The organism is Paludibaculum fermentans (assembly GCF_051172195.1).
GTDB classification, from domain to species: domain Bacteria; phylum Acidobacteriota; class Terriglobia; order Bryobacterales; family Bryobacteraceae; genus Paludibaculum; species Paludibaculum fermentans_A.
This window is the reverse complement of record NZ_JBPJAQ010000001.1, coordinates 3,323,737-3,346,991: the sequence shown is the minus strand read 5'-3', so window position 1 is coordinate 3,346,991 and position 23,255 is coordinate 3,323,737. Positions and strand designations below refer to the sequence as shown.

Sequence of the window (23,255 nt, the reverse complement as noted above, 5' to 3'; positions counted from 1 at the left end):
TAAAGTAATTCAAAGTCGTTCTGGGACTGCTACTCACTCTGCGCTGAGTCTGCTCAACGGCGAGTCTCCTCTATGCTGAGGCGTGCGTCACGTCGCACGGGAAGTTCAATCTGCATAGGGGTCATCATGCGCCTTCGCTCGCTTCTTCTGCCTCTCTTCACAACTTGCCTGTTCGCCGCCGACACGGCCGCCCCCCTGCCGGAAGTCGCTCAACTCCTCGTCGACATCATTCGCGTCGACACCAGCAATCCGCCTGGCAATGAGGACAAACTGGCCCAGCTCCTGGCCGCGAAGTTCAAGCCTTACGGCTTTGAGATCGACATCATCCCCACCCCCCAACCCGGCAAGAGCCACTTCATCGCCAGACTCCGCGGCAACGGCAGCCGCAAGCCCGTCCTCATCGCCGCACACGCCGACGTCGTGGGTGTGGAGCGCGAGAAATGGACTGTTGATCCGTTCGCGGGCGTAGTGAAGGACGGAGCAGTCTGGGGCCGTGGAGCCATCGACTTCAAAGGCGGCCTCGCCGTCTTCGCACAAGCCGCCATCGACATCGCCCGCCGCAAAGTCCCGCTCGACCGCGACATCATCTTCCTTTCCGAAGCCGACGAGGAAGGCGGACAATACAACACCCGCTACCTCTCCACCCAGGCCTGGGACAAGATCGACTGCGAATTTGCCTTGAACGAAGGCGGCTGGATTATCAAGGACGACAAGGGCAAAGTCCTCTACGTCAGCATCTCCACCGCCGACAAATCCGGCGTCAGCCTGAAGCTCACCGCCCGCGGCACCTCCACTCACTCCTCCATGCCGCGGCCCGACAATGCCATCTACACGCTCGCCCGAGCCTTGGCCAAAGTCTCTGAGTACGACACCAAACCCAAGCTGACCGCCTCCACCCGCGAATTCTTCATGGCCCTCTCGCAGGTCAGTGCGGAGCCGATGAAGTCGCACTTCCGCAATCTCTCGGAGGGCAAGGACCCTCAACTCGTCGCCGCCGCCGACAAGGCCATCAGCGAGAACACTCTGTTGCACGCCATCATGCGCGACACCATCGCGCCCGTCCTGATGAACGCCGGCTTCCGCGGCAACGTCATTCCAGGCTCAGCCGAAGTCACGCTCAACTTCCGCACCATCCCCGGCACTTCCAACCAGGAACTCATCGATGAGATGACGAAGGTGATCAACGACCCCCGCGTCGATATCACCGTCGCCCAGCCCGGCATCGGCCGTACAGCACTCACGCCCGAACAGCTGAAGGACTACGAACGCCTCCGCAACATGCCCGAGTCTTCCAAGGAGACCGATCTGTATCGCGCCCTGGTCGCCAGCTCGAAAAAGACCTACCCCGGAGCCGTCGTCACACCCTATCTGTTCCAGGCCGGCACCGACGCCTTTGCCTGGCGCTCCCGCAATATTCCCGTGTACGGCATCTACCCATATCCGATCGATGCCGCCGACCTCAGCCGCATGCACGGCAACGATGAACGTGTGCCCATCTCCTCGCTGCAGACGGGCCTTGCCTTGATCACCGACACCCTGCTGGATGTCGCCGCCGCCAAAAAGTAGTCGCTCTGGATAGTCGAGACAGAGGGGAGTACAAGCATGAAGTGTGTCTGGACACTCGTAGTGTCTCTATTCGTACTGCCGGCACTGTGGGCACAGCAAACCGGTATTCAGGGGTCCGTCACGGATTCAACAGGAGCCGTGGTCCCAAACGCAATCGTCCGCCTGCTTCCGGCCGGAGGCGGCGCCGCCTCCACCACCCTGACGGGGAACGAAGGTCAATACATCTTTCCCGCTTTGCAGGCCGCGGAGTACAAAGTCCGCGTCGAAGCGGCCGGATTCACGCCGGCCGAACGCACCATCAATCTGCTGGTCGGCCAAAGCCTGGTCGCCGAGTTCCAGCTCAAACCCGCGGCCCAGGCCAGTACAGTCGATGTCCTGGCTGATGCCGTCACCATCGACGTTTCTTCCTCCCAGGTCGGCGGCAACGTCGACACCAGCCGCATGAAGGACACTCCCTTGAACGGCCGCAACTGGATGGAACTCTCCCTCCTTGTGCCCGGCGTCACCGTCAACGCGGTTTCCAACACTCCGCTCGGCACCGTCAGTGGCGGGCGCTTCCAAATCAATGTCGACGGCCAGCAGGTGACACAGAACGCCGCGGGGGCCGGCTTCGGCCAGCCCCAGTTCAGCCGCGAAACCATGTCGCAGTTCCAGGTCATCACCAACCGCTTCGACGCCACCATGGGCCGCTCCGCCCAGATCCAGGTGAACGCCCAGACCAAGTCCGGCAGCAACGAGTTCCACGGCTCCGCCTACGGCTACTTCCGCAGCGACAAGTTCAACGCCGCCGATCCCATCGGCCAGCGCGTCCTGCCCTTCTCCAATAAGCAGTACGGCGTCACCGGCGGCGGCCGCATCCTTCGCGACAAGCTATTCTTCTTCGGAGCCTATGAGGGAGAGTCCCAGCCTTCCACCGTGCTCGTCACCCCTCAGGGCTTCGGCGGGCAGAGCTTTAGCTTCGCGAACGACTTTCAGACCAAGACCTGGATCGGCCGCGTCGACTGGGTGGTCAATGAAAAGCACCGCCTCAGCGGCCGCTACAACGGGTCACAGTGGCGCAATCCCTTTGGCAACGTGTCCGGCACCAGCCACCCTTCGCAGGCCGCCCAACAGACGCGCGATGGCGAAACCACCATGCTCGATTGGACCTGGGTCATCAGTCCCACCACAACCAACGACGTGCGCTACGGCTTCAACTACTTCCAGTGGAAGAACAATCCCTATGTCCTCAGCCAGGAATACCGCCTGCCCGGCGGCATCACCGTCGGCGGCCCCTACAACTATCCCCAGGAGTTCAATCAGTTCACCAATCAGGTGCGCGACGATCTCTACTGGTTAAAGGGCGCCCACAGCATCAAACTCGGCGGTGAGTACCTCTCCAACAACCACACCGGGCTCTTCCCGCAGAACTCCCGCGGCACCGTCAATCCCTTTACCGCCGCACCAGCCAACCTGTCCGCGGTCTTCCCCGTATGGAACGACCCCAAAACCTGGAACATCGACGCCCTCTCGCCCCTCGCTTCCACTTACACCCAGGGCTTCGGCAACTTCAACATCGACATCCCGCGCAACGTCATCGCCGGCTGGGTCCAGGACGATTGGAAGATCAATAAACGCCTCACCGTCAACCTCGGCCTGCGCTACGACAACGACATCGGCATCTGGAGCACCCCCACCCTCAAGAGCAATGTCGTTCCACCTCGCGGCGGACAGAACCTCAACTTCTCGCCCCGTGTCGGCTTCGCCTACGACCTGCTGGGCGACCGCAAAACCGTCATCCGCGGCGGCGGCGGCCTCTACTTCGCCGATATCCAGGCCAACCAGGTCATCAACCAGTCCATCTTCAATGGCGAATCCTCGCTCCAGGTCGGCGCCAGCCGCACCGCCACCACCTCCATCAACCTCCGCGATCCCTTCAACGGCGTCACGGGCGAGGACTTCCTCTCCGGCAAGGTTCCCGTACCCGCCCAAAACGTCCAGTTGCTGAACACCAATGCCGTCACGCCGTACTCCGCACAGGCGTCCATTGGTGCTGAACGGCAACTCGGCCAGTCGTGGACCGTCTCCGGCGATTTCGTCTACTGGCGCGTCTACCACGAATGGATCCGCCAGGACCGCAACATCGGCTTCAATCCCGTCACCGGTTTCGGCACCAATCCTTCCGTCAGCGGACGGCCCGACACCCGCTTCGGCCAGATCCTCGAATTCACCACTCCCAACGCTTCCGGAGCCATCTACTACGGCGGCCAGTTCCAGGTCACCCGACGCTTCGCCAAACGCTTCTCCGCCGGAGCCGCCTACACCGTCTCCAAGCTGAAGGATTCGTCTTCCGGCCCCTTCGGCTACCCCAACAATCAGTTCGACCTTGCCGACGAGTGGGGCCCCTCCGTCGACGACCAGCGCCATACGTTGAACTTCGATGGCAGCGTCCAGCTCCCCTGGGGCTTCCAGAGCAGCATGTTCTACCACTACGGCTCCGGCGCGGCCTTCGCCTCCATCGGCCCCGGCAACCCCTTCAACTACGCCGGCACCTCCAACCGAACCTTCCTCACCGGAACCGCCACCTTCATCGATCCGTCGTACCTCTACCCCTCCCGCGCCCCCGGCTACACCAATGTGAAGCGCAACTCCCTCCGCGGGCAGCCCATCAATCGCATCGACTGGCGCCTCACCAAGACCGTCGCCATCAAGGACCGCTGGCGCGCCACCGGCATCTTCGAGGTCTTCAACGTGATCAACGCCCAGAACTACGGCACCTACCAGTCCAACATCGGCCTGGCTACCTTTGGACGCCCTGCCTATAACTCCAACCTGGCTTACGCGGCCCGCATGCTGCAGTTCGCCGTACGCTTCGACTACTAGGCACCCATGCGACTCCTCCTGGCTCTTCTCTTCGCTCCGCTTCTCGCCTTCGCAGCAGATCCCTGGCTGCAACGGGTGGAACCCATCATGAACTCCGCCGAGCGCAAGCTCTACACGGAACTTCAGGACGACTCCGCCCGGCAGGCCTTCCATCACAGCTTCTGGAGCGGCAAGGCAGTCAGCGAAGAGGAATACCTGCAACGGATCGAATGGACCGACGCACAATACGGCGGCGCCAAACCAGGCTCAGGTGCAAATACGGACCAGGGCCGTGTCTACCTGAGCCTCGGCGCCCCCACCTCCATCAGCCGGCTGCCCTCCAGCCGCGTCTTCGTCCAGTGCGAGATCTGGTACTACAACAGCCTGCCCCGTCTCGGCCTCGGCACCCAGGCCCGCTTTCTCTTCTATCGCAAGGAAGGCGCCGGCCCGCTGCAGCTCTACTCCCCGCAACTGAACAGCCTGCGGACCCTGCTCATCCCGAACAGCGGCACTCGCGGCCTGTTCGCCGTCAACGACATCATCCGCGCCTCCGACGTGCCAAACTCGCTCAATCTCCCGCCCGCTGAAGCCGAGGTTGTCGACGCCGCGTCCTCCGTCGCCCGGGGCATCACCGGCTCGGGTAACAGCGACATCGTGAACATGGCCGCGGCTCCGGCCTGGGCCTTACGCAGCGATCCCAAGGAACGCGTCCAGTCGCGCCTGATCCTCTCAGAACGGCCGCTGCTCGAAGCTTTCCAAACCTGGACCCCCGATCGCCTACCCGTCGTCGACATCCAGGTGAAGGCCGCCGTCCGTGCCCGCATCGGACTCTCCGTCCAGGTCTCCGGCGTGCCGCTCGATGAGTGGCAGACCCAGCTCGAGTTCGAAACCGTGACGCCGGTCGCCTACGTCCATCGCCTGTTTCTCTTGCCCGGCGACTACACGCTGGTCGTGGATACAGACGGCGTGAAGACCCCTTATCCGCTCCAGGTCGCGAAACCCTCCGCCGCCACGCAAATCCTGCTCGGGTCCACCGGGGATACCACCGGCGCCGCGCCCTTCCAGTTCAGCGCACTGCGCCTGCTGCCGTCGCCGGAACCCCGCCAGGCCATGCTCCAGTTCTCAACGCCCGGCCGTGTCCAGTGGCGCATCACACGCGGCGTCGAAGTCCTCTCCGTGGCATCCTCCGAAACGGACGCCGCTGGCTTCGCCCAGTACACCCTCCCGGCCCATCGCCCGCCCGGCCCGCTCAACCTGCAGGCCCGCTCTGGCACTGAAATCGTCGAGGTGAAGCTGCCAGCACCCGAGCCTGAGCGCCTCGACAGCCGCGTCATCATCTCGCACAATGCGAACCTCGGCCCAGCTGCGGCACTGCTCTCCATCGGCCGCCAGTTTCTGTTGAATGGAAATCGCGCGCAGGCCAGGCTCTGCTTCAACCGCGCCCTCAGCCAGGCCAGGAACGCGGACACCCTTACCGCACTGGGCCGCCTGGAGGCGCTGGAGGGCCGCCTGGATCAGGCCCGGGCTCTTCTGCACGAGGCGTTGGCCCTCGACCCGCGTCATTTCGACGCATTAACCACCATGGGTTTTGTTGAGACAGAATTCCAGGATTACAGCGTCGCCGCCGCCTACCTCGAACGCGCCCTGCAGATGCGCCACACCGCTGCCCTGGAACAGGCCCTCTCCGACGTGAAAGGAAAGCTGCGTGCCGGCCGCTGACCTACAGCTCGTACGTCGCTTCGCCGCCCGTGATCCGCAGGCTCGGCAGCCCTAACGCCAGCAACTCCTCAGCCACCTTGTCCCGGAATCGATGCTTCAGATGGACCGCCAGGATATTCGTCGCCGCAGGCATCTTTGCCACCTCCAGCCCGAAGCTCTCCGGAGTCAGATGCGCGCTGATCCCCGCCAACCCTGTCAATTCATCCGGAAAGGTGCACTCCAAAAAAACCGACCGCGGAGCCGGCATGTCCTTCAGCAGCTCCCAAATCCGGTCCGTAGGCCCGGAGTCTGCCCCAAACGCCACTGTCGACCGCCCATCGGTCACCAGGTAACCGGCCGTGGGCACAATGTGGTTCATCGCCACCGGCACGACCGTCAGCCCCTCCACCTCAATCGGCAGCCCCAGGTCGACGCAGTTGGGCAGAAAAAATGGCCGCCCCGGCGGCGAGAGGTGTATGAAATCCGGCCAGATTTCGCCATTGAAGATATGCCGCTGCAGCGTATCCATCGTCTCCGGCAGGGCGTGTACCGTCACAGCCGGAACCGCCGGATCATACGCATTCTCCAGAAACACCGGCAGGCTCGAAATATGATCCATGTGCGAGTGCGTCAGAAAGACATGCCGCACCTCCGCCTGCTCTTCCGGAGTCCCGGAAAAACCCAATGTGCCCGCGTCGATCGCCACTCGATCGTTAATCAGGTAGGAACTGGCGTAGTGCCTGTCGCGCGGTGCGTCAGGCGAGGAACCGATCAGGCGGACTTTCATGTCATTTTCCCAGCGGCTGGCGCTCCCAAGGCTTCGACCAATATTGCATGGACAGCCGCACCAGACAAGCAACTAGCGGTACACTCTACCAGATGACCCAGGCCGATAGGATCTCCCGCGTGATCTTCGAATACGCGGCGCAGATCGGTGGCGCACCCGATACCGATGCTCTTCTGGAACTCAACGCGAACATGGCCCGCGACCTCGCCGGCGCCGATCGCTGCAGCATCTGGCTGGTCGATTCCGCCAGCCGGGAGATCTGGACCAAGGTCGCTCATGGCACCTCCGAGATCCGCATCCCCCTCGGGCACGGCCTCGTTGGTGCCTGTATCGCCGACAACGAACCCATCGTTGTCAACGACACTTCTTCCGATCCCCGCTTCCTCGGCCGCGTGGACGAGAAAAGCGGCTACGCCACCCGCTCCGTCCTGGTTCTCCCCCTCCGCGGCTCCGATAGCCGCGTCATCGGCGCGCTCCAGGCCCTGAACAAACCCGGCGGCTTCGACACCTCCGATGTGGACCTTCTCTCCCTGGCCGCCAGTTATTCCGCCTCCGCCCTCGAAGGCCAGCAGTTGCGCGCTGAAGCCGAGAAGGCCCGCCTCCTGCTCAAGGAACTCGAAATCGCCCGCAGCGTTCAGCAGCGCCTCCTCCCCCAGACCCTCCCTGCCCTGCCCGGCCTCGAATTCGACGCCTATTGCCGCCCCGCCAAGTTCGTCGGCGGCGACTACTACGACTTCATCGCCCTGCCCGGCGACCGCCTCTTCTTCACCCTCGGCGACGTCTCCGGCAAAGGCATCGCCGCCGCCGTCCTCATGGCAAGCATTCAGGCTGCCATCCGCTCCCAGATGCTGCACCCGCCCGAGTCGCTCTCTGAATTCGTCAACGACTTCAACAAAGCCGTCTACTCCTTCTCCACTTCCGACAAATACTCCACCCTGTTCTGCGCCATGCTGGACGCCAACACACGCCGCTTGGCCTTTGTGAATGCCGGCGGTTGCCCGCCCATGCTCCTCCGCGCCGCCACTGGTCAAGTCGAGCGCCTGGACGCAGGCGGCTGCCCCATCGGTCTCCTCGGCTTCTCCCGCTATCAGCAGGCCGAGATCCAGTTGGAACCTGGCGACGTCCTGCTCTGCTTTTCCGACGGCATCAGCGAAGCCACAAACTCCGCTGAGGAAATCTGGGAAGAGTCCGACCTCGAAAAGATCCTCCGCTCCGCCGGCGGTTGCCCCGCCCCGAGAATCGTCGAGACCGCCGTCGCCGCCGCCGACGCTTTCACCGGAGATGCCGAACAGGCCGACGACATGACCGTAGTCGCCATGAAAGCCCTCTAGCCAGCCCGTTTGGGATGGCGCCTGCCGCCCGCTTCCTTTACGATAAAAAGGCAGGGAGGCTCCGCATCGTCAAGGCTTGTGTGCTCGCATCATCCAGCGCGGGCAATTCCACCTTTATCGGGACCGACAACACGCGCATCCTGATCGACGCGGGGCTCAACCGTAAGGAAACATTCGCCAGGCTTGCCGCCATCGGCGAGGATCCGGCTCGTCTCGACGCCATCTTCATCACCCACGAGCACTCCGATCACATTCTTGGCTTGCCGGTGATGATTCGCGCGCTCGCCGCCATGGGTCGCCGCATCCCCGTCTTCCTCACCCATCTCACAGCCCCCACCATCGACTGGGGTACCACCCAACCCGTCGTCCAAACCTTCCAGGCCGGCTCCGGCATCGAGATTGGCGACCTCTCCGTCTCATCCTTCACCATTCCCCACGACGCCATCGATCCCGTCGGCTATACCGTCAAAACCCAGGGCATCAAGATCTCCATTGCCACCGATCTGGGCTACATGCCCGACAGCGTCAAGGTGCACCTGCAGCGGTCACATTTTTTACTACTAGAGTCGAACCACCATCCGGAATTGCTCAAGCTGGGCCCTTACCCCTGGCACGTCAAACAGCGCATCCTGTCCCGCAAAGGCCACCTTTCCAACGATGCCGCCTGCGAGTACATCGCCAATGACCTGCCCTCCGAGGTCCAAACCCTGATCCTCGGCCACTTGAGCGAACACAACAACACGATTTGGGAAACCGAGCTTGGTGCGAAACAGGCACTCGAACGGCGCGGCTTGTCGCCCCGCCTGATCGTGGCCGAACCACGCAAGCTTAGCGATATTTTTCAATTGTAGGAGTAAGCATGATCCAGCGTTATACCCGCCCCGAAATGGGCCGCATCTGGAGCGATGAGAACAAATATGCGCAGTGGCTCGCCGTCGAACTCGCCAATTGCGATATTCAAGCCGAGCGTGGTCATATCCCCGCCGAGTCCGCAAAGTTCCTCCGCGAATACGCCGCCATCTCCGTCGACCGCATCCTCGAAATCGAAGCCGAAATCCGCCACGATGTGATCGCATTCACTACATGCGTAGCAGAATCAATGGCATCCGCCGGGCACAGCGACGCCTCCCGCTGGTTTCACTATGGTCTTACGTCAAATGACGTAGTTGATACCGCCCAAGCCCTCCAGCTCAAGGAATCCGCTGAGCTCATTCTGAAGCGCGTCGATAGCCTCATCGAAGTCCTCAAGACCCGCGCCCACGAGTTCAAACACGCCATTGCCATCGGCCGCACCCACGGTGTCCACGCTGAACCCATCACCTTCGGCCTCAAAATCGCCAACTGGTACGACGAAGCCCTGCGCGCCAAACGCCGGCTCCACGAGGCCGCGGAGGACCTCCGCTACGGCAAACTCTCGGGCGCCGTCGGCACCCTGGCCCACATGGAGCCCGCTACGGAAGCCGCCATCTGCGAGAAACTTGGGCTGAAGGTTGCCCCCATCGCCAGCCAGGTCGTCTCGCGCGACCGCCACGCCGCCTTCGTGTCCGCGCTCGCCCTGGTCTGCGCGCTCTGCGAGAAGTGCGCCCTTGAAGTCCGCCACCTCCAACGGACCGAAGTCCGCGAAGCCGAGGAGCCTTTCGCCGAAGGCGCCCAGAAGGGCTCCAGCGCCATGCCGCACAAAAGGAACCCAATTGTGAGCGAGCAGATCTGCGGCCTCGCCCGCGTGGTCCGCTCCAACGTGCAGGCCGCCTTTGAGGACATTGCCCTTTGGCATGAACGGGATATCTCACACTCCAGCGTCGAGCGCGTCATCCTGCCCGACTCCTGCATTCTCACCGACTATCTTCTGGCGAAGACCATCTGGCTCATCGGCGGCATGCGTGTCTACCCGGAACGCATGAAGCGCAATTTGGAGTCCACAAAGGGCTTAGTCTTCTCCGGCCAGGTCCTCCTCGACCTCGCGGCTGCGGGCATGCTGCGCGAACAGGCATACAAAATCGTGCAGTCCGAAGCCATGCGCGCCTGGCACGAGGAAGGCGACTTCCGGGCCGTCATAGAAAACCACCCCGAAATCCGCAAGTATCTGACTCCTGAGCAGATTAGCCGCTGCTTCTCCGTCGACCGCCAGCTCGGCAGCGTGGATGCGATTTTTGCCCGCGTGTTCGGGGAATGAAACGCCCAGTTCATTCCTTGATGTTAGTAGTCATTAAATTGAGGGGTCGGATCTGGCCGGTTTCGGGTTACACTGATCGCGGAACAGGATTCGTTTCGGACCTGTGAGCAGACCTCGTGATCCGGTATTCAGATACATTGTCGAAGAAGCGGCGGGGGCGAAACCTCCGCATGGCAAGGGTCTTACTTGCCGATGACAACCCAACCTCGCGACTGACATTGCAGACCGTCCTGGAAGCCGGAGGCTACCGTGTCGATTCGGCGGCGTCCGCGGCTGAGGCCGTGGGCCTGCTCGATCAGGCCGAGTATCAGTTGGTATTGTCTGAGTTGGCGATGGAATCACCCGAAGCCGGCCTCAAGGTGTTGGCCCACGCCCGCATGAAGGACTACCGCCCAGCCACTGCCCTCGTCACAGCTTGGCACGCCGGTCCCGAAACCAAGTCCAACAGCCAGGACACCGACGTGCTCATCGAGCCGGAGGACCTGCCTGAACTGCTCGGCAAGGTCGCCATGCTGATCAGTACCCGCGCTTCCCGTCGCGCCGGCCGCGCGATCAGATAGCCAGCGGCCCAATTCCTACAACTGTCTGTTCGAACTCCGGCAGCGCGCCTGCAAAGAAATGATCCTGCGCCTCCACCCAGTGCAGCGACTTCGCGCCCCACAACCTGTCGAACACCGGCTGCAACTCCAGCCGCGGCCCATATTCGTCATTTGTAGATTGTATAAAGATCCGCTCGACCGGGCACCGCTCCAGGATCTCGAACTGGCGGTAAACTGTCGGAAAGCCCACCAGCACCACACGCCGTGCACCCGGGCAGACCTGCACAGCGATCCGCGACCCGAAGCTGAACCCGCTCACGGTCAGAGGCAGATCAGGATACCGCTCGCGCAGCACCGCCAGAACCGCCCGCGCATCGTCCACCTCGCCCACCCCGTTGTCGTGAGTACCCTCGCTCAGGTTCACTCCACGGAAGTTGAAGCGCAGCGTCACCGCGCCGAGCTGGCGCAAACCACGAGCCAGCCGGTGAACTACTTTGTTGTGCATGGTTCCGCCGCCCAGCGGGTGGGGGTGGCAGACCAGCGCCGCTTCCGTCGGCGCGCCCGAGTCCGGCTCTTCCAGAATTGCTTCCAGCCGCCCGGCCGGACCGTCGATGAACAGCGTTTCGATGCGCCGCATGAGCTCGCAGGGATCAGTTCGAACGGTAGTTCGTGAACTGCATGTCGATGCCGAAGTCCTTTGACTTCAACAACGCAATGACTTCCTGCAGCGTGTCGCGATCTTTCGCCGAGACGCGCACCAAGTCGCCCTGGATGGCCGCCTGCGCCTTCTTCTTCGAGTCCTTGATCACCTTCACGATCTCTTTGGCCTTTTCTGACGCGATCCCCTGCTGCATGGTGATCTCCTGCCGCACGCGCGTGCCGGCCGTCGGCTGGATGTTGCCGTAAGTAAAGGCCTTCAACGGCACCTGCCGCTTCACCAGCTTCGACTGCAGGATCTCCAGGACAGCTTTGATCTGGAAGTCGCCGGAGGACGTCAGAGTGATCGTGAGCTCTTTCTCGTTGAGCTCGATCGTGCTCTTCGAATCCTTCAGGTCATACCGCTGGATCACTTCCTTGGTCGCCTGCTGGATCGCGTTCATAACCTCGGGAATCTCCACTTTGGAGACGATGTCAAATGAATTGTCGGGCATAGGGCTTTGGATTCGCTGGCCTAGTGTCCCAGAGCAATCAGGATTTTTCCAGTGATTTCTTCCACGATCGCCGGGAGACTACGGTCCAATGCAATTGTAACAGCGGCGCGAATCGCTTCGGGATCCAGTTCCGGCCGCGGTGGAACCACCACCACCGTCGCAGGCTCTTCCGGCGGCGGCGGTGGCGGCACCGTGTCGCTAAACAGCCCACGCGCAAAGCGCGCCTTGTCGATCAGCGGCTTGATCGTCTCCAGCACCACCGAAGCCTCAAACGGCTTCTTCAACACGGCGTCACACCCGGCCCGCCGGGCTTCTTCTTCGTCCACCGGTTCCAACAGCCCCGCGATCAGCACGACACCCGCGTGCCGGTGCTTCTCGCTGCTTTTGATGTACCGGCAGATCTCATACCCCGACTTCTGGGGCAGGAATACGTCCGCTAGCACCAGATCCGGATCGACGTCGGCGAGACGGACAAGCACCGTATCGCCTTCCGTAATGGTGACGACCTCGTACCCTTCCTCACGGAGAATCCGCTCCCCCATGCGCTGGGCATGCGGGCTGTCGTCAGCGAGTAGAACCCGAACTGGTGAAGACAAAGGGTGTTACTTCTTTTCCTCGGGCGCAGCCGGGGTCGTCGCGGCCTCGGCTTTCTTCTTGTCCTGCTTCGGCGCCTTCTTCTGCTTGCCCTTCTTCTGGACCGGCATCTGATGGTTCGTCGGAATCATCTCATTCGGATTCGCGGCCGGTGGGGCAGCTTGCGGGGTAGCCGCCGGCGCGGAACCTGCCGCCGCGGGCTGCGTCGCACGAGCATCCGGCTGGGTATCCAGCTGCGAAGTGCCACCCGTCGGATTTGTGCTGATCGTGATGTCGTTCACACCGCCCTGCGCACCCGCCGGCACCGGAACACTGGCCGGGATCGAAGGCCGCAAGGTCGTCATCGCCGGCTGGCCGGATTTGGCTGCCGCGGTCACGTCAGGATCCTTCGAAAAAGGAGCCCACGCCTTGCCCATCATGCCCTTTTTCGCCTGATTCTCCAGTTCATACTTCATCCGGGCATAAGCCACCGGATCCGGCTCTGGAATCTCCGCTTCCATCTCCTTCAGCTTGTCCTTCGCCTGGTCCACCAGCGGACTCAGCGGATAGTCCCGGACAATCTTCTGGTAGGAAGAAACACTCTTCTGCTTGAAGCGCGGCCCCATGTGGCTGTAGCTGTCGCCCGACAGCCACAACGCCTGGTCGGATCCGCTGTAGAGCGGGTAGTGGTCCGTTACAGTCTGCAGGCGGTTCGCCGCGGCCGGGAACGACCCCTTGTGGTGGTAGAACGCGCCCACACGGAACTCACCTTCACTCGATACTTCCTGGATGTCGCGCAACCGCTGTGCCGCTTCCGGCGCGTAGCGCGAATTCGGGAAGTTCGTCAGCAGCGTCCGGCACTCTTCCTCGGCCCGCATCACATGCGTCGGGTCGCGGTCCGGCTTCTCCATCTGTTTGTAATGGATGTCGCAGACTTTCATCTGCGCTTCGGCCGATTCTTCCAGGGTCGGGTAGAACAGGATGAAGTCCTTGTACTCGGCCTCCGCCTGCGCAAAGGCGTGCGTACCGCCTTCCCGCATCCACGAATCGGCAATCGCCAGCTTGGACTTCGCCAGAAACTCGCTGGTATCGTACGTATTCATCAGCGTGTTTAGCGTCAGGCGGGCCACTTCATAGCGGCCCCGCTCAATGTCCTTCACGGCCTTGTCGAACAAAACCTTATCGGGTTGCTCGGTGTCCTTCGTGATCGGATTTTCGTACTTCTTCCCACGGCAGCCTGCGCCAAACACGGCAAACAAGCAGACGAGTACGGCGGCGATCCATTGCGCCGAGCGGTTCCTGGAGAAGATCATCAGTCGCATCACCTTATTTGCGGGGTTCCGGAGGGAATCACACCCTGCGGGCCACGGCTTCCATCGCCGCCTGCCGCATGGCAGTAACGGCATGGGCCGGATTCGGAGCACCAAAAACACTGGAACCGGCAACTACCCAGTCCACACCTGCTTCGGCGACCCTACCTACATTGTCCACTGAGACACCTCCGTCAATCTCAATGGAAAAACCCAATCCCAACCGTCCGCGTTGTTCACGCAGCGCGCGAACCTTCTCCAGAACGTAGGGGATGAACGATTGCCCCCCAAAGCCGGGATTCACACTCATTAGTAGGACATAATCCACCAGCGGCAATACATGCTCCACTGTCACCAGCGGAGTCGCCGGATTCAACACCACCCCGGCGCGAGCCCCTTCGCTTTGAATCATCCGGATCGTTCTGTCCAGATGCGGGCACGCTTCCTGGTGGACCGACACGCAGTCCGCACCGGCCGCAACAAACATCGGCGCGTAAGTATCTGCATCTTCAATCATTAGGTGCACGTCGATAGCAAGCTTCGTGCTCTTCCGCAGCGACTGCAGCACCGGCACACCAAACGAGATGTTGGGCACGAAATGCCCATCCATCACATCGAAATGAAGAAAATTCACCCCCGCTTCGGTCACCTGGGCGATCTGTTCGCCAAGGCGAGCGAAGTCCGCAGCCAGAAGGGACGGCAGGATTTCGATCATCGGATGGATCCCTCCATCTTAACCTTTCGTGCGGCAACTGCGCGCGTACCAAGTGGCCATCGCTACTCCGGCTGTACCAGGACCGCAGCGAAGAAACCATCACCTGGATCCCGGCCCGGCAGTCTCTGTACCACGCGTTGGACGCGCGCCGCCGCCACCCGGTTAACCACTTCTTTGTTTTCTTCCGGTTCCAATGAACAGGTGGAGTAGACCAGGCGCCCGCCCGGCCGCAGGCACGCTAAAGCATTGCGCAGTATACGGATCTGCCGCTCCGCCTGCCGCGTAATCTCCTCCGGAGCCAGCCGCCAGCGGATCTCCGGATTCCGCGCCAGCGTCCCCGTCCCCGAACACGGGGCATCCACCAGGATCCGGTCGAACACCCGCCCAAACGGCAGCGCCTTCTCCGCATCAAGTTGAACCCGTGGACACTGCGCCATAAACGCCTTCAGCCGCGATGCGCTGGAATCGCAGGCCACCACCTGGACCGGAGTCTCCATCGCCTGCAGCGTCTTGTTCCCCGGAGCCGCGCACAAATCCAGAAACCGCTGGCCTGCCTGGAGTTGCAGCAGCGGGACAATCGACTGCGACCCTACGTCCATCACCCTGGCCCCTTCCGGCAAAGGCCTCTCCAGGCTGTCCCCCGCCAGCGTCTCTCCCGCCGCCGTCCGCAGCCATGTCTCCGGTTCGTGCAGCGCCGCCTCGGCCGCCAGAGCAGCCGCCGCCCCGCCCAGGTTCTTCCGCCAACGCGCCCACAGCCACTCCGGCAGGGAGTACCGGACTTCATCCGACGGCCACTCTGCCGGCAACTCCGGCAAGCGCCGCAGCACGGCATTGGCAAAGCCCGCGGCCGACTGCTTGCCTGCCATCTTGACCAGGTCCACGCTCTCGCCTACGGCCGCGTGCGGTGGGATCTTCGACAAAAAGCGCAGTTGGAACACACCCATGCGCAGCGCGCGCACGACGGAAGAGTCCATTTTCGACACCGGCCGCGAAGCAGCCTGGGTGATCAGATAGTCCAGTTGAGCGCGGCGGCGGAGGACGCCAAATACAATCTGAGTGACCAACCCCGCGTCGCGGGCGTCCAGGCGCACGATGCGCTCATCCAACAGATCGGCGGCAAATCCCCCTCTGTCCACCGCGCCGAGGATCTCAAAAGCAATACGGCGCGCAGGGGTCACACTTTATAATAGGGATTTGGAACTCCAGAAAGTCATCCTCCGTAAAGTCGGCGAAGCCATCACCCGGTTCAAGATGATCCGGGAAGGCGATCGCGTCGCCGTCGGCTTCTCCGGCGGTAAAGACTCGCTCACCCTGCTCGAAGCCCTCCTCCTGCTGCGCGATCGCGCCCCCATCAATTTTTCCGTGTGCGCGTTCACCATCGACCAGGGCAAGTTCCTCAAACCCATCGAGCCCTTCCGCGAATACCTCACCAGCCGCGGAGTCGATTGGACGCTGCGCGTCGACGGCCCCTCCGTCCGACTGATCACGGAACAGCCTGAGCACGGCTGCGACGTCTGCAGCCGCTTCCGGCGCCGCGCCGTCTACCAGATCGGCCGCGAACTGGGCGCAAATGTTATCGCCTTCGGCCACACCGCCGACGATTTCTGCGAGTCGTTCCTGCGCAACGCCATGTTCACCGGCCGCATCAGCGCGCTGCCCCCCGTAACTTACTCCAGCAAAAAGGACTTCCGGCTCATCCGCCCGCTCGTTTACGTCACTGAGGACCTCACCCGCGCTTTCGCCGGCGAAACCGGGGCCCCCGTCATCCCCTGCGGCTGCTCTCTAAAAACAGGCACCGTGCGGCGCTCGATTCGTGATATCTTTGCGGACCTGGAGAAAGACTACCCGCATCTAAAGCACACCCTTCTTTCCGCAATGGGAAACATCAATCCCAGCCGCCTGTTAGACCTCCGCTACCTGGACCTGGACAACGCCACGGACGAGGCCGAATCCAGCCTCCTGCCGGTCCTGCAGGACGAAGTATTCACCAAATCGTAACCCTGCATAAGTTGACCCGGCCCCCGCTCCCTCTGAGATAATCTGGTTTCCGCCTGAACTGGAGATAGGCCTTACCGGTCGACCCTCCCCCCAAGCCGGATGAGTTTGCATTGAGGCTGTATGAGGCTTCTTCCTCGCGAAGAAAAATTCTTCCACTATTTTGTTGAACAGGCACGGCTGATCGCACAGGCATCCCAGGTGCTTCGCCAGGCCGCCGAAAAAGGGCCCAGCGCGCTGCGCGAGGCCGAAGTCGCCATTGCTCGCCTGGAACAGAAGGGCGATGAAATCATCCACGAGATCTTCACCCGCCTGAATCAGACGTTTATTACGCCTTTGGATCCCGAGGACATCCACTCCCTCGGTTCCCACATGGACGACGTGCTGGACGGCATCGAGGATTCGGTGCACCGCCTGGTGGCTTATAAAATCGACCCCATCCCGCAGGCCATGATCGAAGTCTGCCGCGTGATCGAGGGTTGCGCCCTCATGCTGGAAAAGGCCTTCGAGGCCCTCAACGCCGAGAAGCCCCTGCTCGACCACTGCATCGAGATCAACAGGCTGGAGGATACCGCGGACCACATCGTGCGCGCCGCCATCGCCGACCTGTTCGACAAGGAGAAGGATCCCTTCTCCCTCATCAAGCAGAAAGAGATTTACGAGTTCCTCGAAATGACCACCGACTACTGCGAAGACGTCGCCGACGCTCTGCAGAACGTCATCGTCAAGAACGGGTAGCACCACGGTGGCGATCGACTCAACTCTGATACTGGTGACGCTGATCGTGGTAGTCGCCCTGATTTTCGACTACATCAACGGCTTCCACGATGCCGCCAATTCCGTGGCTACGGTCGTGGCCACCCGCGTTCTTACACCTTTTCAGGCCGTCCTCTGGGCGGCCTTTTTTAATTTCACCGCCGCCATCCCCCTGCTCTTCTGGGACGAGGCCGGCGTCGCCAAAACCGTCGGCCAGGGCATGGTCAAGATGGAAGTAGTCTCCGAGTACGTCCTGCTCGCCGGCCTCATCGGCGCCATCTTCTGGAACCTCTTCACCTGGTACTACGGCATCCCGTCCAGTTCATCGCACGCCCTCATCGGCGGCTATGCGGGCGCGGCCATGGTGAAGGTCGGACTCACGCAGGGCTTTGACCACTGCATGGAAGCCATCGTGGTCTCCGGCTGGATCACCACCATGACGTTTATCGTCGTGGCCCCCCTGCTCGGCCTCGTCCTGGGCTACGCCCTCATGGTGGCCATCTATTGGATGTTCCGGCACTCTTCGCCGAAGAAGATGGACCGCTGGTTCCGCCGCCTGCAGTTGGTCTCCTCAGGCCTCTTCAGCTACTCCCACGGCTCCAACGACGCACAGAAGACCATCGGCATCATCACCGGAGTGCTGCTCACCGCCGGATATATCAAGACCTTCCACATCCAGTGGTGGGTCGTCCTGGCAGCCTTCTCAGCCATCGCCCTGGGCACCATGAGCGGCGGCTGGCGCATCGTCCACACCATGGGCGGCAAGTTGACTCGCCTCAAGCCGCGCGGCGGCTTCTGCGCGGAAACCGCCGGCGCCATCGCGATTCTCTTTCCCACTTACCTGAAGATCCCTGTCTCCACCACCCACGTCATCACCGGCGCCATCGCCGGAGTCGGCTCCATCCAGCGCATGAAGGCGGTCCGCTGGGGCCTGGCCAAGAATATCCTCTGGGCCTGGATCCTCACCCTCCCGCTCTCCGCCGCCGTCGGTGGACTGGCCTTCGCCTTCATCCACATGGTCTCGGGCAAGCAGTAGCTATCAGCTATCGGCTATCAGCGATCAGCGATCAGCGATCAGCTCCGAATGTATGCACCGGCTGCCAGCGCAAACGAAAACCATTCGCGCCGTCGATCAGCCCCAGCCGCGCAAGCTGAAGGCTGATCGCTGATCGCTGAAAGCTCTCTTACGGCAACGTCTCGGCCAGAATCTTCTCCGTCTGCGACGCCCGGAACTCGTCCAGCTTCGCCGCCAGGCCCGCATCCGCCAGCCCCAGCGTCGCCACCGCGAATAGCGCCGCGTTGATCGCCCCAGCCTTGCCGATCGCAAACGTAGCCACCGGGATGCCACCCGGCATCTGAACCGTCGACAGCAGCGAATCCAGGCCGTCCAGCGCCCAGCCCTTCATCGGAACGCCTAACACCGGCAGCGGAGTGTGCGCCGCCACGACGCCGGCCAGGTGGGCCGCTCCGCCCGCCGCCGCAATGATGATCTTCACGCCGCGCTCTTTCGCGGTGCGTGCAAACTCGGTGGCCGCCTCCGGAGTCCGGTGCGCCGAACAGACCCGCTTATCGTGCGCGATCCCAAACTGCGCCAGCGTATCGCAGGCGTGCTTCATCGTCTCCCAGTCGGACTTACTGCCCATAATTACGGATACAAGTGGAGTGCTGCTCATAGTGGTGTTGTCTTGGTTGTGGTCAGGAACGGGGTGGGGGCGCGAGGCCCTCTTCTCCATTATCCGATAGCTTTGCGCCGCGCGCAGCCCGCAAATGAGTCAGGAACAATCCCGCCCGCACGCGGTGTCTATCCAGGCATCATGGCCTTCACCAACAGCAGTGCCCGCGGAGCTGAACTGAATGTCACGCCCCTCATCGACATTCTCCTCGTGCTCCTGATCATCTTCATGGTGATCACTCCGCCCAGGACCCTGGGCCTCTCCGCCGCCCTGCCCCAGCCCGGCGTAGACCCGCACGTCAACCGCCCGGCCGACCGCTCCGTCGTCATTCAGCTCTCGGGCGATTCCGGCCTCCGCATCAACACCGAACCCATCCGCCTCGCCGACCTCGGAGCCCGCCTCCTCGACATCTTCAAAACCCGCGCCGAACGCGTCGTCTTCGTCCAGGCCGCCGCCGATACTGAATTCCAGTACGTCGCCCAGGTCGTAGACATCGCCAAGGGCGCCTCCATCGACCACGTCGGCCTCCTCACGGCGCGCCTCGACTCCGGACGCTGAAACGCGAAAAAGGGCCGGCAATCACCGGCCCCTCCCGTCCTCAAGCTGACAACTGCTTCTAGAACTCGATCCGCGCGCTCACCTGCCCATTCCGGCTGCCGCCGAAATCATAGGGCCGCGCGGCCGTGATCCGGCCGAAGCTGCTGCTGTCGATCGACAGATTCGGATCAGCCAGATTGGTGTGGTTCAGCACGTTGGTGAACGTACCCTCCACCTTCAGCTTGAACCGCTCCGTCAGGTTCACCGTCTTCGCCAGTCCGGCCGACAGGTTGATGGTGCTGGGCCCGTGGATGATGCCCACCCCCGAGTTCCCATACCGCCCAATCGGAGCCGGGTCCGACGTCGGGCTGATGCCCGTCCGGCACGGCTTCGTCGCCTGCCAGTTCGGCGAGCCGGGGCACGCAAACGCCCCGATATCGGCCCACTTGTCCCGAGTCGGATTCGACAGGTTGCCGTCGCCCACCCGGTCCGGATGCTGCGTCCGGCCAATGCGGCCCGAGCCTGTACCCGAAGGATCACCGCCGCTGAACGTCGGCGTCATGTACGGCCCGCTCTGCGCCAGGAAGCTCGAGCTCAGCCGCCATCCGCCGATCACCGCATCCACACCCTTGCTCATGTGCGAGCCATACGCCCGCCCACGGCCAAACGGCAGCTCGTACACCGCCGTCGTAATCCAACGGTGCCGCCGCGTCGCGTACACCGGCCCATACGAGGACGCCCGGTTGTACGTGTCCATATCACGCCCGCCGCCCGTCTCCCCGGCGAAACCGGTGGCACTCGGCCCCTGGTTGTCCGCCAGGTTGCTCGCAAACGTGTACGTCGAATTCAGCTGCAGCGTGCTGCTCAGGTGATGGTTTAGCTCCACCTGGCCGGCATGGTAAATGGCGCTCGCGCCCGTGGCCCGCGTATTCACAACGCCCCAGTTCGGGAACGGCCGCTGGCTCAGGGGCTGCGCCGCATAGAACTGCTTCGAGTAATACGACTGGTTCAGGTCCGGAGCCCACACCAGCGACAAGGTCCGCTGGCCGATATACGACACCCGCAACCCAGTCGACCGCGCAATCTCCCGGTCCACCGAGAAGTTCCACTGGTACGACTTCGGATCCTTGAAGTCGATCGAGTTCGCCGTACCGAAATACGCGTTCCCGAACGAGTCGCTGACAATGCCGCTGCCGCCCGCGTTGATGTTCGGCCAGGCAAACGTCGGCTTGCCCTGCAGGTCCGGATTCAGGAACTGCCGCGCATCCGACTGCAGCGTCCCGGTCAGCGAGTAGAACACGCTGCCCAGCACGACGACGTTGTACAAGCCGGCGCCGCCGCGGATCACCGTCTTGCCGTTCGTAAACGGCCGGTAGGCGAAGCCAAAGCGCGGCAGGAACCGCAGCTTGGGCACATACCGCAAACCTTCCGGAAGACCCGCCGCTGACGCCGAGAACACCGGCGTACACGGAGCCCCGTTCGCCGACGGACCCGTTGTGCTGTTAAACGCCGGACACGCGTTGAACGACGCCAGGTACCCCGGAGCCAGGTTTGCTTCCGTCCCCGTCGGATACACCACCCGGCCTGACTTCGGCACACTCGGGTCGAAGTTGCCGATATTGCCGCCCGAGTCCTGGTACGACGGGTGATACTCATACCGCAGCCCGAACTCCAGCGTCAGCTTCGGGCTCACCCGGTAGCTGTCCTGCGCATACACCGCATAGTGGTTCGTTCGCCCGTCATTGTCGTTCTTTACAATCGCGAACGCCGTGCCCACCGGCACCCCCAGCAGAAAATCGCCGATCGCGCTCTGCGAGAACGTGCCGTCAAACGCGAAGTTGCCGTAGTTGTCGCCGCCAATGAACCCCAGCGCGGACCCGGCCCGCATGTGCCGGATGTCGCCGCCGAACTTCATCGTGTGCCGGCCTTTGATCCAGGTCAGGTTGTCTGTGTACTGGAAGGTGTGCGACTTCCCGAAACTGTCCACGCGGTCCACGTCCAGCGACTGCATCTGGCCGCTGATATCGATGTCCGGCAGGCCGTTGTACGGGAACGTCGGCCCCAGGCCCTTCAAACCCAGCGAGTTGGTGAACCCCGGCCCGTCGAAGGGCATCGCGTTGGCGTTGTCGAACAGCGAGAACCCGAAACGGAACTCGTTCAGCAGATTCGCCTTCAGCGTGTAATTGTGCGAGACCACGAACATCTTGCTGTTCTCGTCCGCTGTGCCGGAAGGCAAAGCCAGTGGCTTCGGCGTGTTGGTGGTCGTCTTGAGCCATGTCCAGCGCGCGTAAACCGACTGCTTCGACGTCAGGTAGTGGTCCACCCGGATGTCGTACTGGTTCGAGTTGTAGCTGTTGTCCCGGTTGGCGATGAAGTTGGCATCGTGGATCTTCGTCAGGTCGCCCGCGTTCGGCAGCGGGTACAGCGAGAGCACCTTCTTCGACACATCGCTGATACGCGCTGCGGGAATCACATTGTTGGCGAACGGCTGGCTCGTCAACGGGTCGTACACCGTTACGCCTTCATTGCGGAAATCGCCGTTGCGCACCGCTTCCGTCGGCACGCGGTTCTGGATCGTCGCCCCGCGCGGGAAGGTGAAGCGCTCGAAATCAGCGAAGAAGAACGTCTTGTTCTTGCCGTTGTAAAGCCGCGGAATCGTCACCGGACCACCGCCGCTGCCCCCCACATCGTTCGCGACCTTCTGCGGCTTCGTGATCGCGCCATAGCGGTTCGCGTCCAGCGCGCGGTTCTGGTGATACCAGAAGGCCGCGCCATGGAAGTCGTTCGTGCCGCTCTTCGAGATCGTTGTGACGTCGCCGGACTGGCCATACTCGGCCGTATTGCCCACGCCCTGCACCTTGATCTCGGCGATCATCTCCATCGACGTGAAGCTCTTCCGCGACGGCCCGTTGCCCGTCACCTGTGTCGTCGAGATGCCATCCACCGAATACTGCGTCTGCGAAGGCAGATTGCCCTGGATCGTGAAATTGCCGCTGTTGTCGGACTGCACGCCCGGCAGCAGTGCAATCAGGTTGTACGGACTCGTGCTGTCCGCCGCGCGCACATTGCCCGGCAGCGTCGCCAGCTTCTCTGCATTGATCGCCGTGGCCACCATCTGCGTGTCGGTCGTGATGACGCCGGTCGACCCTTCCACGTTCACCACTTCACTCACATCGCCCACCTTGAGTGCCATATCGACACGCAGCGTCTGGCGGGACGTCAGCGTCAACTCGGACGCGGTGGATAACTGAAAGCCCTTCGCCGAGGCCTGCAACTTGTAATGGCCCGGCTTCGAATTCACTGCTTCAAATAACCCGCTGTCGTTACTGGTGACTTCGCGGACGGTGTTTTCATCCGTATTCGTGATGCGGACGACGGCTCCGGCCACCGCCGCTCCCGATACGTCCGTAATCGTCCCCAGTATCACGCCGAACGTGGACTGTGCCATCGACGAGGCCGATAGCACCGAACACACAACAAGCGCGCGCAGCCAGTGGTTGCGATTTCCCATGTTGCTTACTCCCTTGGTTACGTTCGTCCACCCCTCAGGCGAACGACTCAGCGGCGAGGATAGCAACGGAGCATTGACCAGCCGTGAATAGAATATTTC

Annotated in this window: 20 protein-coding genes; 11 read left to right on the top strand and 9 right to left on the bottom strand. The window is 62.3% G+C overall.

The window, feature by feature from the left end; all coding sequences use genetic code 11:
* Positions 1–126 precede the first annotated feature (126 nt).
* Genes ACR9Y2_RS13565 through ACR9Y2_RS13555 form a run of 3 tightly spaced genes read left to right on the top strand, consistent with a single transcriptional unit; the run spans position 127 to position 6,126 of the window.
* Positions 127–1,566 carry a M20/M25/M40 family metallo-hydrolase gene (locus ACR9Y2_RS13565; RefSeq protein WP_435041861.1) on the top strand — a complete coding sequence of 480 codons (1,440 nt, stop codon included), beginning with the start codon at positions 127–129 and terminating at the stop codon, positions 1,564–1,566.
* Positions 1,567–1,602: 36 nt separating this feature from the next.
* Positions 1,603–4,428: a TonB-dependent receptor gene (locus tag ACR9Y2_RS13560; RefSeq protein WP_435041860.1), complete on the top strand. Its 2,826-nt coding sequence runs from the start codon at positions 1,603–1,605 to the stop codon at positions 4,426–4,428.
* A 6-nt stretch (positions 4,429–4,434) separates the two neighbouring features.
* A complete protein-coding gene (locus ACR9Y2_RS13555) occupies positions 4,435–6,126 on the top strand; it encodes a GWxTD domain-containing protein (protein ID WP_435041859.1) in 1,692 nt (563 codons plus the stop codon).
* 1 nt (position 6,127) lies between these two features.
* On the opposite strand, the gene ACR9Y2_RS13550 is transcribed toward ACR9Y2_RS13555, so the two are convergent.
* A complete protein-coding gene (locus tag ACR9Y2_RS13550) occupies positions 6,128–6,892 on the bottom strand; it encodes a 3',5'-cyclic-nucleotide phosphodiesterase (protein ID WP_435041857.1) in 765 nt (254 codons plus the stop codon).
* Positions 6,893–7,011: 119 nt separating this feature from the next.
* Between ACR9Y2_RS13550 and ACR9Y2_RS13545 the strand changes: the two genes are divergently transcribed.
* The 4 genes from ACR9Y2_RS13545 to ACR9Y2_RS13530 all read left to right on the top strand — a co-directional run bounded on the left by ACR9Y2_RS13545 (position 7,012) and on the right by ACR9Y2_RS13530 (position 10,956).
* Positions 7,012–8,223, top strand: coding sequence for a PP2C family protein-serine/threonine phosphatase (locus ACR9Y2_RS13545; protein ID WP_435041856.1), 1,212 nt, complete (start codon positions 7,012–7,014; stop codon positions 8,221–8,223).
* 14 nt (positions 8,224–8,237) lie between these two features.
* Entirely contained in the window at positions 8,238–9,074 is an 837-nt protein-coding gene (locus tag ACR9Y2_RS13540; protein WP_435041854.1) for an MBL fold metallo-hydrolase, read from the top strand.
* 8 nt (positions 9,075–9,082) lie between these two features.
* Positions 9,083–10,396, top strand: a complete 1,314-nt coding sequence (gene purB / locus ACR9Y2_RS13535) for an adenylosuccinate lyase (RefSeq protein WP_435041852.1) — start codon at positions 9,083–9,085, stop codon at positions 10,394–10,396.
* A gap of 170 nt (positions 10,397–10,566) precedes the next feature.
* Entirely contained in the window at positions 10,567–10,956 is a 390-nt protein-coding gene (locus tag ACR9Y2_RS13530; protein ID WP_435041851.1) for a response regulator, read from the top strand.
* On the opposite strand, the gene ACR9Y2_RS13525 is transcribed toward ACR9Y2_RS13530, so the two are convergent.
* The 6 genes from ACR9Y2_RS13525 to ACR9Y2_RS13500 form a co-directional block, all read right to left on the bottom strand.
* Positions 10,949–11,572 (bottom strand): alpha/beta hydrolase, encoded by a 624-nt coding sequence (locus ACR9Y2_RS13525; protein ID WP_435041850.1) that lies wholly within the window; start codon positions 11,570–11,572, stop codon positions 10,949–10,951. The two genes, ACR9Y2_RS13530 and ACR9Y2_RS13525, sit on opposite strands and share 8 nt — an antisense overlap.
* A gap of 13 nt (positions 11,573–11,585) precedes the next feature.
* Positions 11,586–12,086, bottom strand: coding sequence for a YajQ family cyclic di-GMP-binding protein (locus ACR9Y2_RS13520; RefSeq protein WP_194453303.1), 501 nt, complete (start codon positions 12,084–12,086; stop codon positions 11,586–11,588).
* 20 nt (positions 12,087–12,106) lie between these two features.
* The gene (locus tag ACR9Y2_RS13515; RefSeq protein WP_435041849.1) at positions 12,107–12,682 is read right to left on the bottom strand and encodes a response regulator; all 576 of its coding nucleotides are present in this window, start codon (positions 12,680–12,682) and stop codon (positions 12,107–12,109) included.
* 6 nt (positions 12,683–12,688) lie between these two features.
* Positions 12,689–13,972 (bottom strand): outer membrane protein assembly factor BamD, encoded by a 1,284-nt coding sequence (gene bamD, locus ACR9Y2_RS13510; RefSeq protein ID WP_435041848.1) that lies wholly within the window; start codon positions 13,970–13,972, stop codon positions 12,689–12,691.
* A gap of 37 nt (positions 13,973–14,009) precedes the next feature.
* On the bottom strand, positions 14,010–14,684 hold the full coding sequence (rpe, locus tag ACR9Y2_RS13505; protein WP_435041847.1) for a ribulose-phosphate 3-epimerase: 675 nt from the start codon (positions 14,682–14,684) through the stop codon (positions 14,010–14,012).
* A gap of 62 nt (positions 14,685–14,746) precedes the next feature.
* Positions 14,747–15,862 (bottom strand): transcription antitermination factor NusB, encoded by a 1,116-nt coding sequence (locus tag ACR9Y2_RS13500; RefSeq protein ID WP_435041846.1) that lies wholly within the window; start codon positions 15,860–15,862, stop codon positions 14,747–14,749.
* A 16-nt stretch (positions 15,863–15,878) separates the two neighbouring features.
* On the opposite strand from ACR9Y2_RS13500, the gene ACR9Y2_RS13495 reads away from it, so the two are divergent.
* The 3 genes from ACR9Y2_RS13495 (at position 15,879) to ACR9Y2_RS13485 (ending at position 18,471) form a co-directional block, all read left to right on the top strand.
* Complete coding sequence (locus ACR9Y2_RS13495) at positions 15,879–16,682, top strand: ATP-binding protein (protein ID WP_435041845.1); 804 nt, start codon at positions 15,879–15,881, stop codon at positions 16,680–16,682.
* Between the two features lie 120 nt (positions 16,683–16,802).
* Positions 16,803–17,417 (top strand): DUF47 domain-containing protein, encoded by a 615-nt coding sequence (locus ACR9Y2_RS13490; RefSeq protein ID WP_435041844.1) that lies wholly within the window; start codon positions 16,803–16,805, stop codon positions 17,415–17,417.
* Positions 17,418–17,430: 13 nt separating this feature from the next.
* The gene (locus ACR9Y2_RS13485) at positions 17,431–18,471 is read left to right on the top strand and encodes an anion permease (RefSeq protein ID WP_435044862.1); all 1,041 of its coding nucleotides are present in this window, start codon (positions 17,431–17,433) and stop codon (positions 18,469–18,471) included.
* A gap of 148 nt (positions 18,472–18,619) precedes the next feature.
* Here ACR9Y2_RS13485 and purE read toward each other — a convergent pair whose 3' ends face one another.
* A complete protein-coding gene (gene purE, locus ACR9Y2_RS13480) occupies positions 18,620–19,078 on the bottom strand; it encodes a 5-(carboxyamino)imidazole ribonucleotide mutase (RefSeq protein WP_323745372.1) in 459 nt (152 codons plus the stop codon).
* A 171-nt stretch (positions 19,079–19,249) separates the two neighbouring features.
* Here purE and ACR9Y2_RS13475 point away from each other — a divergent pair, with 171 nt between their 5' ends.
* On the top strand, positions 19,250–19,666 hold the full coding sequence (locus tag ACR9Y2_RS13475) for an ExbD/TolR family protein (RefSeq protein WP_435041843.1): 417 nt from the start codon (positions 19,250–19,252) through the stop codon (positions 19,664–19,666).
* A 58-nt stretch (positions 19,667–19,724) separates the two neighbouring features.
* Here ACR9Y2_RS13475 and ACR9Y2_RS13470 read toward each other — a convergent pair whose 3' ends face one another.
* A complete protein-coding gene (locus tag ACR9Y2_RS13470; RefSeq protein ID WP_435041842.1) occupies positions 19,725–23,156 on the bottom strand; it encodes a TonB-dependent receptor domain-containing protein in 3,432 nt (1,143 codons plus the stop codon).
* Positions 23,157–23,255 lie beyond the last annotated feature (99 nt).

Excerpts from the sequence above, each read along its gene's own strand:
- ACR9Y2_RS13540 (WP_435041854.1), top strand. The coding sequence starts at position 8,238 with ATGGCGCCTGCCGCCCGCTTCCTTTACGATAAAAAGGCAGGGAGGCTC.
- ACR9Y2_RS13555 (WP_435041859.1), top strand. The coding sequence starts at position 4,435 with ATGCGACTCCTCCTGGCTCTTCTCTTCGCTCCGCTTCTCGCCTTCGCA.
- ACR9Y2_RS13490 (WP_435041844.1), top strand. The coding sequence starts at position 16,803 with ATGAGGCTTCTTCCTCGCGAAGAAAAATTCTTCCACTATTTTGTTGAA.
- purB (WP_435041852.1), top strand. The coding sequence starts at position 9,083 with ATGATCCAGCGTTATACCCGCCCCGAAATGGGCCGCATCTGGAGCGAT.
- ACR9Y2_RS13560 (WP_435041860.1), top strand. The coding sequence starts at position 1,603 with ATGAAGTGTGTCTGGACACTCGTAGTGTCTCTATTCGTACTGCCGGCA.
- ACR9Y2_RS13550 (WP_435041857.1), bottom strand. The coding sequence starts at position 6,892 with ATGAAAGTCCGCCTGATCGGTTCCTCGCCTGACGCACCGCGCGACAGG.
- ACR9Y2_RS13520 (WP_194453303.1), bottom strand. The coding sequence starts at position 12,086 with ATGCCCGACAATTCATTTGACATCGTCTCCAAAGTGGAGATTCCCGAG.
- purE (WP_323745372.1), bottom strand. The coding sequence starts at position 19,078 with ATGGGCAGTAAGTCCGACTGGGAGACGATGAAGCACGCCTGCGATACG.
- bamD (WP_435041848.1), bottom strand. The coding sequence starts at position 13,972 with ATGATCTTCTCCAGGAACCGCTCGGCGCAATGGATCGCCGCCGTACTC.
- ACR9Y2_RS13530 (WP_435041851.1), top strand. The coding sequence starts at position 10,567 with ATGGCAAGGGTCTTACTTGCCGATGACAACCCAACCTCGCGACTGACA.
- ACR9Y2_RS13525 (WP_435041850.1), bottom strand. The coding sequence starts at position 11,572 with ATGCGGCGCATCGAAACGCTGTTCATCGACGGTCCGGCCGGGCGGCTG.
- rpe (WP_435041847.1), bottom strand. The coding sequence starts at position 14,684 with ATGATCGAAATCCTGCCGTCCCTTCTGGCTGCGGACTTCGCTCGCCTT.
- ACR9Y2_RS13565 (WP_435041861.1), top strand. The coding sequence starts at position 127 with ATGCGCCTTCGCTCGCTTCTTCTGCCTCTCTTCACAACTTGCCTGTTC.
- ACR9Y2_RS13475 (WP_435041843.1), top strand. The coding sequence starts at position 19,250 with ATGGCCTTCACCAACAGCAGTGCCCGCGGAGCTGAACTGAATGTCACG.
- ACR9Y2_RS13470 (WP_435041842.1), bottom strand. The coding sequence starts at position 23,156 with ATGGGAAATCGCAACCACTGGCTGCGCGCGCTTGTTGTGTGTTCGGTG.